The sequence below is a fragment of the Candidatus Aegiribacteria sp. genome (genome assembly GCA_021108005.1).
In the GTDB taxonomy this organism is placed as follows: domain Bacteria; phylum Fermentibacterota; class Fermentibacteria; order Fermentibacterales; family JCC-6; genus Aegiribacteria.
On sequence record JAIORS010000227.1, the window covers coordinates 1 to 9,477 of the forward strand.

Genomic DNA, 9,477 nt, shown 5'->3' on the forward strand with positions numbered 1-9,477 from the left:
TTCCCAGATTACCCAGAGTGCTTGCGGTACCTTTTACATCTCCAAGGTCTTCCCTGATATCAAGAGCTTTCTGGAAGTACTCCCGGGCTTTGTCAAGTTCTTCCTTTTTTCCGTAGATAGAACCGATGTTGTTATAGGTGTATGCCAGTTTCATACGGTCTCCGGATTCTTCCCAGATCTTCTGCGCGAATTCGTAAGATGACAGCGCCAGATCAAGCTGAAACAGACTGCTGTAGATCGTGCCTATATTCAAATAACAAATGGCAAGCTCGTCTTCACTTGCGCCGCAATTCTGTTTCCCTCTTAGAGATTCGTGGAAATGCTCAAGAGCCCTGTCAATCAACCCCTGAGATCTGAAAATGGAAGCCATAGTACCGTGAACGGATGCCATACCACTCTTATCCTCGATTTCCTCGGATATCTCCATGGATTTCCGGCAATACGACATCGCTTCAGCGAAGTTCCCCGCCTCCTGATTGATTGTTCCAAGGGTATTGCAGCTCTTAGCTTGCTCTAGAAGAAACCCCTGTTTTTCAGCAAGATCCAGTACTTCCATAGCGTAGGCTTCCGCTTTATGGGGATCTAAATGCAGACATGCATAAGCAAGCTTGTTCAACACTGTTGCAAGTTCAGAACCGGGGGGTTCCAGCCTGAGCTGTTCAAGTTCTTTCTCCAACACCGAAACTTGTTTATTCGACATTCTGCGGCTCAAGATTAAACCCCTTACGAAAAGAGTGTCGTAAGAAAATGATATCCGTTCATGCTGCTGTTGTCAATTATGAAACTGCATTCTGAAGCAAGATGAGAGAAGCTCGCTCCTTCTAAGATTCGACTCTGATAGTGATGTCGATATCTCACTGTCAGTTTCCCAAATGGTGAAATTATCGCTAATCCCTTGATCGGTGAGGATTGATGTAGAATTAATTCGTTAACTGCTTCAGCCCAGAAGACATCCAGCCAGCAGGAAAACACCAAAACATACCATAAGAACGCCGCCAACCATATGAAGCACAAGATCCAGAACCCGCTCACGTTCCTGATTTTCGAAGAAGCGTGATATTCCGCGCCGGAAGAAGATACTCGCCAACCCCAGTCCGGACAGAAACAGCCCCATCCCGAGAGACATGGCCAGAACAGCAAGAATACCAAGAAGCGTTGCATCGGAAGTAACGGCAAAGATCATTATCGCGGATGCTCCGGGACAGGGGACGAGACCGGACAGTATAAGCCCCCCTATACTCTTTGAGTCAGCGCGGCTCTGCTCATGCCGCCTGTAACCTCGCACTCCGTGGTACAGCATCCAGGCACCCAGGAGTAAGACAATGCCATAGGTAATGGGAAAGAGAAAAAGCTCCGCCTGATTAACCGATACAAGCAGAGATCGGGAGGCGAACCAGTAGAACCCGCCCACCAGAACAATAGCGCTACCCGCATGCACCAATGCCAGAAGAAACCCGGCCATTATACCCATCATAGGTTTAGCTTTCTCGCCCATGAAATAACCGATTACAAGCATCTTACGATGCCCCGGGCCTATGACATGAAGGAACCCGAACAGAAAGGATACCCCCAGTAGAATAAAAAGGCTTCCTAAATTTCCTTTGTCCTTAACATTCTGCATGGTTTGTGAGATCGAACGCTGAAGCGTCCGCTGAAAAGCAACACTCTGCCGAAGCAGAGGCCCGATAATTCTGGAAGAGTACAACCCCGATGACTGAGTAACCTGGTTCTGCTGACTGTTGTTTGAAGTTCCCGAAATGAACGGATTCCCCTGAGCCAGCCCCTGTGAAGGAACAAGCAGCAAAAGACAAAAGATAATAACGCCAGCCATTAACCTCATGAACTCAATTACCCTCTATGGTAACCACGACCTGCTGGGGGTAGGCAGTACCTGTGTAGGTCTTGCCATCCCTTGATACCGATATGGAACCGCCGTACAGTATCTCGATATTATCGTTTTCCACTATCTGAAACGAAGCATTCCCGCTGCCGGGACCAACAAGCGTAATCGGAGAATCTGTACAGTAAAGGATATCGCAGTAATAGGTGTGGTCATAGATAGCAACCGAGAAGGTGCCATCTCGTACAGTAATATCGAAGGGTGTATAAAATCGGTAAACCAGTGTCTGACCATCCATGAATACGGTAAATTCCTCCACATTGGAAGGGGACAGTGTTGTATTACCTGTGCTGACGAACGTGAAGTAATCAAAATCAGCAAGATTCGAAAAGGCGTTCTCATAAACCAGCTCAACCTCAGACGGGCTGAAACTGCCATTACCGTCCACATCCCAATCATTCACAATAGATGCTGTGAACATCGGGTCAAAAAACCAGGTTATCTCCAGACCATCCAGACGATCTCCGGAAAGACGTACCTCAAGCATCGTATCGATGAACATATGAGGGTGAGCGTAAGCGGTAACGAACGCGCTTAAAAGACAAACGACATACAACCATTTTCGCAACACAGGTTTGCTCCTTCTACTCCAGCGTGAAGTCTTTGCCGTAAAGCCTGATCATACACTCGGGACATAGGCCATGGGAGAATTTAGCGTCGGAGTGTTCGGAGATATAGGACTCGATCTGCTGCCAGTAACCGTCATCATCCCTGACTTTCTTGCACGAAGCGCAGATGGGTAGCATTCCCTGAAGTGTCTTCACATGAGCAAGTGCTTCTCGAAGCTCATCGTTAATGTCAGAAAGCTCCATGTTCTTAAGACGGTAGATCTCCGCTTCCTTCTCCTTCTTCTCGGTCTCGAACTGCACCTGCAGCCCGGCTACCTTCTCCATGCTCTTCTCGTTCAGGTGCTCTTCAAGGCATGTTTTCAGTTCCCGGGAATATGAAAGCGCTTTCTGCAGATCCCCCTTTGCCTTGTACAGATCTGTTATCTTCTCCAGGCAGAGGATCTCAATGTCCTTCATCGAAAGTTTCCTTGTTATCGAAAGGCCTCTGGTGATAAGTTTCTCTGCTTCATCAAGACGTCCCAGTTCGGTGTATATCCCGCCGATGCAACCGCATGTGTATGCGATTTCTCTTCTGTTACCGATCTCCTCATCCAGTTCAAGGCTCCTGATGAAGAAGTCCAGAGCCGATTCGTTATCACCGAGTAGTTCAGAAAGTCTTCCCAGATTACACAGAGCGGTTGCAATACCACTTTTGTCTCCTATATCTTCCCAGAGATCAAGGGTCTTCTGGAAGTATTCTTGAGCCTTGTCCAGCTCTTCCTTTCTTCCGTATAAACTACCAAGGTTATTGTAGAGGAATGCCAGTCCTTCACGGTTACCGGACTTCTCCCATATCGAACGAGCATATTCATAGAATGACTGGGCCTGCTCAAAGCGATTCAGGCTGCCGTAGGATGCGCCTAAATTTAAGTAACAAGTGGCAAGTTCGTCTTCACTTGCGCCATATTCCTGTTTCCGCCTCAGACACTCGTAGTGGTGCTCAAGAGCCTTGTCAATCATGCCCTGATACTTGTAAATTGTGGCCATAGTACTGTGAACGGATGCCAAACCTTCCTTATCCCCGAGCTTTTCATAGATTTCCATTGACTTCCTGCAAAGCGACATCGCCTCAGTAAAGTTCCCCACGTCCAGATTAATCATTCCAAGCGTTCTGCAGCTTTTTGCCTGCTCGACAGGCAATCCCAGCTTTTCAGCAAGATCATTTGCTTCCCGAGCATACGCTTCCGATTCATGGGAATGCGAATGCGTCCCGGCATAAGCAAGTTCGTTCAGCACAACCACAAGTTCTGAACCCGGAGGTTCCAGCCTGATCCTTTCCAGTTCCTTCTCCAGTGCTATGATTTCCTTATTCGGCATACCCCGTACCCCCAAAACCTCTTGAACCGTTATCTCAAAAGCATAATATCCGTTCACGTTACAGGTGTCAATTAACCAGGGCAGCTTACAGCGATCCGAATGTGGGGGTTTTCTTCCGTGCAGCATTGCTGTACTGAAATACTCACTCAGATGCAGACCACCTGAAAACCCTCAGAGGGAGATGATAGAATCCGCAATCCCGGATTGCGCAAACATGCGGGCCGTCGAACCAAGACTGAATGAGCATGTCCTCTGGATCGAGCGTACCGATGACTCCTTTATCCTCCAGAAAAACAGATACCTGTGTCCCGAAATGAACGATATCACCGGGTACAAGTCCTCCCGAGCCCACCGGAACCGAATCGCCATATCCGGATATGTAAACTACAGGATCTATAGAGGAATCCGGCAGAAATTCCCCCGGCACAACAGAGGTAAGGTACCGCACTATTCCCAAAGGGCCTGCGTAGGGAATATCAAGCCCCATCCTGCGTGCCCCGTAAACAGCAAGGCCGGCGCAGTCGCACCCCAGCCGGCAATCCGCCTGGTGGTTTCCACCGACGGTTAACCTCGGTGTCATCAGAAAAGGCGCGTTGATCATCTCAAAGAGGTAACCTGTGTAATCGTCCGAAGGCCTTGAGACAACCTGAATAACGCAATCCGGATATTGAAGGTGCAGAGGTTCTACTGCAGCTACAGTGTCTGCAAGCAGCTCCGAAGGTGGATCAGCCGTGAGATAGAAAACCCCCGGTGAAGGCAACAGAGCCTCCTCGCCGGGGATTAAACTTATATAGGACACTCCGGATGACAAAGGAAACAACCGGTACCGAAGAGTATCCACACCCAGCCCCATGGGCTCTCCCCCCGGAATCATGTTGTCGTATGCCCATCTTACCGGCACGGCATAATACCAGTTAGCGCGTTCACCTGAGAACGATGTTGCATATAAGGTGTCTCCGGTCATAAGATGAACACAGTTATCGGTGGCATCAGGAACTGTAACCGGTAATGAGCTGATGAGGAAAAACAAATACCCGGTTACCAGGCCCATACACCGCCCGGGTTTCCAAGGATAATACACTCGTTTATACACATGTCACTGTAGATACTCCCCGGGTAAACGCTCAGTATCTCAAGCCTGAACTTATCCGCCTCCTCCGGCATCCCGGCATCAAATATTTCCTGATACCCGCGGCAGGGGTCGCTGCTTACCTCTTCCCAGCTCAGGTCTTCAAGATCAATGGTATAAGTTTCAGTGTAACCGTTGCTGAAGTAAACCGTACAGAGAATTTCAGCTGCCCTTCCGTTGGCCTCGTAAGCTTCTCTGCTGCTCTGATATCCGTTTACGACAGCGATGCATCCAAGACCATATGCTTCGGGAAGCTCCACTTCTATCCACTCTCCTGTGCCATCACCCTCGGCGCCCTCCGCCCAGGCTGTTGCGGGGTCACCGTCGAACATGTTCCTGTAATCGTATTCGTGTCCCTCCTGTTCAGGCAGTTCCGAGGACACACTGATCTCACCAAACTGCCACGAAGGAAGAGTATTATCCTCGATCAGCCTCGCCAGTTTCCACCTGTCAACTGAATACTGGAATTCAATTATGCCTGCACCATCAAGCATGAAATCCACGGAATTGAAACCGTAAATATTGTCCGTCAGCCATTCTCCCGGCCCGATAAGATCCTCTACTTCACCGCCATTTTCCGTTACCCACGAGAAATCAACAGCCATTTCCATTTCTCCCGCAGTTCCACAACCCCAGTACCCCGCGGGATCAAGCGAATAACGGAAGTACCTGGACGAGTAAGAGGGAAGGAAACCCTTGGTCGTGGAGAAATCCTCGTAACTTGACAGTACCCGGGCATGCACACTTACGGTCTTTGTCTCTCCCTGCTGAAATGATAATGATGTGGCAAACCATTTCACGTAACCATCAATTATGTAGCTGTCCATGCCTGCGGCATCTATTCTGCCGGGAACTGTGAGAACCTCGACAGAAAGAGGCATCGCCCCGTCAAGAATGCGAATGGTCGGTTCTTTATCCACACTATGATAGAATCCAGAGAATTCGTTCTCCGAAACTTCCAGCGGAAATCCGTACTCAACCAGTTTCGCAGGCCCGGTATTCTCCAGAATGTATACCGCATGCACCTCAACCCAGTCGCCCACCGGTACGATCGTTAGGCACTCCGACCGAAGCAGAATATCCTCCTCACGAAGCAGACAGATGTTGCCGGAGCCAAGAGAACAGGATACATCAATGGGGCCACCGTTGGCAAAAGCCTTATCACCTCCCAGCACGAGCAGAACAGCAAGCAAATATAGAATGCCTGATTTCATGATATCCCCTTCCAACGGCAATTTTTCTGATTCCGATGCTATTAGTAATCGTTCCTTCAGTTTTCCCTGGTAAAGTCTTTACCGTAGAGCCTGATCATGCATTCTGGGCAGAGCCCGTGGGAGAATTTCGCATCGGAATGTTCGGATATATAGGATTCGATCTGCTGCCAGTAACCATCATCATCCCTGATTTTCTTGCACGAAGCGCAGATAGGAAGCATCCCCTGAAGTGCCTTCACATGAGCAAGAGCATCACGAAGCTCATCGTTAATGTCAGAAAGCTCCACGTTCTTAAGACGGTAGATCTCCGCTTCCTTTTCCTTTTTCTCAGTCTCGAACTGTACCTGCAGTAAAGCAATCTTTTCCATGCTTTTCTCGTTCATGTGATCTTCCAGGCATATTTTCAGTTCTCGGGAATACATAAGTGCTTTCAGCAGATCGCCCTTTACCTCATACAGCTTCGTTGCATTCTCCAGGCAGTGAATTTCCCAGTCCTTTATATCAAGCTTTCTTGTTATTGAAAGGCCCCGTACGATAAACTTTTCAGCTTCATCGAAACGTCCCAGCTTGATGTTGACCCCGCCGATACAACTGCACGTGTAGGCAGCTCCCCTTAAATTGCCGATTTCATCATGTAGTTCTAGACTCCTGATAAAGGATTCCAAAGCTGATTCCTTATCACCGAGGTCTTCATGCAGACTTCCCAGATTACCCAGAGTACTTGCTATACCTTTCTTGTCTCCCAGATCTTTCCTTATATCAAGGGCTTTCTCGAAGTACTTACGGGCTGTGTCCAGTTCTTTCTTTCTTCCGTATAAGTTACCAATGTTGTTGTAAAGGAATGCCAGTTGCTTATGGTTTCCGGACTCCTCCCAGATCTTCAGCGCGGTTTCATAGAATGATTGTGCCTGCTCCAGCCGAAACAGACTGCTGTAACACGCTCCTATGTTGAAGTAGCAAAGTGCAAGTTCATCTTCACTTGCGCCACATTCCTGTTTCAATCTTAGAGATTCATGGTAGTGTTCAAGAGTCTTATCAACCAGACCCTGGTTGCTGTAAGTTAAAGCTATAGTACTGTGAACGATTGCCAGACCATCTTTGTCTCCGAGTTTCTCATAGATTTCCATGGATTTCCGGCAATACGACATAGACTTAGCAAAATTCCCTGCCTCGCGATTGATTATTCCAAGCATTCTATTGCTTCTTGCCTGTTCGACAGGCAATTCCAGTTTTTCTGAAAGATTTTGAGCTTCCAGTGCATAGGTTTCAGCTTTTTGCGGAGCTGAATGAGAAACAATGCTTGCTAATTTTATCAATACTGATACAAGTTCTGAACCGGGAGGATCCAGCCTGAGTTCTTCCAGTTCCTTCTCCAGCGCCGGAATTTCCTTATTCGGCATACTCCATACCCCCAAAACCTCTTCAAAACAACTCCCTCAAAAGCATAATATCCGTTCACGTTGCAGGTGTCAATAAACTAAAACCGTAGAATCGACGCGGCATACACACTCATATCACCAGACCTAAATAAGCATCGGGTAATTCAGAAACCGCAATAAAGAAATTCTTTCCTGGCTAAAACCAATACACATATTACGTTGGAATTCTATATGTAATATGATAATAATGCCCGGATGCAAGACCTGACCCTGGGCCTTCACTCCCGGGTAAAGTCTTTACCGTAGAGCCTGATCATGCATTCGGGGCAAAGTCCGTGGGAGAATTTCGTATCGGAATGTTCGGATATATAGGACTCGATCTGCTGCCAGTAACCATCATCATCCCTGATTTTCTTGCACGAAGCGCAGATAGGAAGCATCCCCTGAAGTGCCTTCACTTGAGCTAGAGCATCACGAAGCTCATCGTTCATCGCGGAAAGTTCAACGTTTTTCAGACGGTAGATCTCCGCTTCCTTCTCTTTCTTCTCAGTCTCGAACTGTACCTGCAGGCCCGCTATCTTCTCCATGCTCTTTTCGTTCAGGTGTTCTTCAATGCAAGTATTCAGTTCCAGTGCATATGAAAGCGCTTTCCGAAGTTCTCCTTTTGCCTCGTAAAGATCTACTATCTTCTCCAGGCAGAGGATTTCCCAGTCTTTCATCGAAAGTTTCCTTGTTATCGAAAGACCTTTGCTAATAAGTGATTCAGCTTCAGAGAAACGTCCCTGTACAGTGTATATGCCGCCAATACTGGCGCATGTGCTGGCGATTCCCCTTTTGTTGCCGATCTCCTCGTACAGTTCAAGACCCCTGATGAAGAAGTCCAGAGCCGATTCTTTATCGCCGAGTTTTTCATGCAGGCTTCCCAGGTTACAGAGAGTGCTTGCGGTACCTTTTTTGTCTCCCATGTCTACCCTGATATCAAGCGCTTTCTGGAAGTACTCCCGAGCCTTGCCCTGCTCTTCCTTGTTTACATAGACAGCACCGATGTTGTGGTAGAGGTATGACAGTTTATTGAGGTTACCCGACTCCTCGCAGATCTTCTGCGCAAGCTCATAGGATGACTGAGCAAGATCCATGCGATTCAGTGTGCTGTAGCATGCGCCAATATTTATGTAGCAGGAGGCAATCTCATCTTTATCTGCGCCACATTCCTGTTTCAATCTTAGAGATTCATGGATATGCTCAAGAGCCTTATCAATCATACCCTGGGCCCAGTATACATTGGCAATAGTACCGTGAGCGGTTGCCATACCACTCTTATCATTAAGTTCCTCAGATATCTCCATGGATTTCCTGCAATAAGACATCGCCTCAGGGAAATTACCGGCCTCAAGAAAAACTGTTCCAAGCGTAACGCAGCTTTTTGCCTGCTCATCAGGGAACCCCAGATTTTCAGCAAGATTCTGTACTTCCACAGCGTAAGCTTCCGCTTTACTGGGATCTGAATGCATACATGCAAAAGCGAGCTTGTTCAGCACAACCGCAAGTTCCGAACCGGGAGGCTCAAGCCTGAGCCCTTTCAGTTCCTTCTCCAGCTCTACGATTTCCTTATTCGTCATGCCGCATACTCCAAATCCCCTTCAAAACGGTTATCTTAAAAGCAAAATATCCGTTCATACTGCAGGTGTCAATCAAGTGTACGATGTCACCGGATACAAGTTCATGGATGTGACCTTGAGGATGACAATTGCCTTCTGAATCTTTCCATCAGTTTTAAGGATGTCTTTTCGATAAAGAAATGTATTATCTGGCTAAAAGCCATATACACATATTACGTTGGAATTCTATATGTAATATGATAATAATGCCCGGATGCAAGACCTGATAACATATAGCCGACCCCCCACATGATTAGTAAATTATGATCATC

The 9,477-nt window shown here is 47.6% G+C and carries 8 protein-coding genes; all 8 read right to left on the reverse strand.

Annotated elements, in window-relative coordinates:
* The coding region (locus K8S15_14550; GenBank protein MCD4777255.1) for a tetratricopeptide repeat protein at positions 1–712 on the reverse strand (712 nt) is incomplete at its 3' end.
* Between the two features lie 225 nt (positions 713–937).
* Positions 938–1,831: a hypothetical protein gene (locus K8S15_14555; protein MCD4777256.1), complete on the reverse strand. Its 894-nt coding sequence runs from the start codon at positions 1,829–1,831 to the stop codon at positions 938–940.
* Positions 1,832–1,844: 13 nt separating this feature from the next.
* Entirely contained in the window at positions 1,845–2,471 is a 627-nt protein-coding gene (locus K8S15_14560; GenBank protein ID MCD4777257.1) for a DUF1007 family protein, read from the reverse strand.
* Between the two features lie 13 nt (positions 2,472–2,484).
* The gene (locus K8S15_14565) at positions 2,485–3,825 is read right to left on the reverse strand and encodes a tetratricopeptide repeat protein (GenBank protein ID MCD4777258.1); all 1,341 of its coding nucleotides are present in this window, start codon (positions 3,823–3,825) and stop codon (positions 2,485–2,487) included.
* Positions 3,826–3,967: 142 nt separating this feature from the next.
* Complete coding sequence (locus K8S15_14570; GenBank protein ID MCD4777259.1) at positions 3,968–4,876, reverse strand: hypothetical protein; 909 nt, start codon at positions 4,874–4,876, stop codon at positions 3,968–3,970.
* On the reverse strand, positions 4,864–6,168 hold the full coding sequence (locus tag K8S15_14575) for a hypothetical protein (protein ID MCD4777260.1): 1,305 nt from the start codon (positions 6,166–6,168) through the stop codon (positions 4,864–4,866). Before K8S15_14575 ends, K8S15_14570 begins: the two co-directional genes overlap by 13 nt.
* A gap of 56 nt (positions 6,169–6,224) precedes the next feature.
* Positions 6,225–7,568: a tetratricopeptide repeat protein gene (locus K8S15_14580; GenBank protein MCD4777261.1), complete on the reverse strand. Its 1,344-nt coding sequence runs from the start codon at positions 7,566–7,568 to the stop codon at positions 6,225–6,227.
* A gap of 257 nt (positions 7,569–7,825) precedes the next feature.
* On the reverse strand, positions 7,826–9,166 hold the full coding sequence (locus tag K8S15_14585; protein MCD4777262.1) for a tetratricopeptide repeat protein: 1,341 nt from the start codon (positions 9,164–9,166) through the stop codon (positions 7,826–7,828).
* Positions 9,167–9,477 lie beyond the last annotated feature (311 nt).

Bases quoted from the DNA above. Each gene is read 5' to 3' on its own strand.
- K8S15_14585 (MCD4777262.1), bottom strand. From the start codon at position 9,166: ATGACGAATAAGGAAATCGTAGAGCTGGAGAAGGAACTGAAAGGGCTC.
- K8S15_14580 (MCD4777261.1), bottom strand. From the start codon at position 7,568: ATGCCGAATAAGGAAATTCCGGCGCTGGAGAAGGAACTGGAAGAACTC.
- K8S15_14555 (MCD4777256.1), bottom strand. From the start codon at position 1,831: ATGGCTGGCGTTATTATCTTTTGTCTTTTGCTGCTTGTTCCTTCACAG.
- K8S15_14570 (MCD4777259.1), bottom strand. From the start codon at position 4,876: ATGGGCCTGGTAACCGGGTATTTGTTTTTCCTCATCAGCTCATTACCG.
- K8S15_14575 (MCD4777260.1), bottom strand. From the start codon at position 6,168: ATGAAATCAGGCATTCTATATTTGCTTGCTGTTCTGCTCGTGCTGGGA.
- K8S15_14565 (MCD4777258.1), bottom strand. From the start codon at position 3,825: ATGCCGAATAAGGAAATCATAGCACTGGAGAAGGAACTGGAAAGGATC.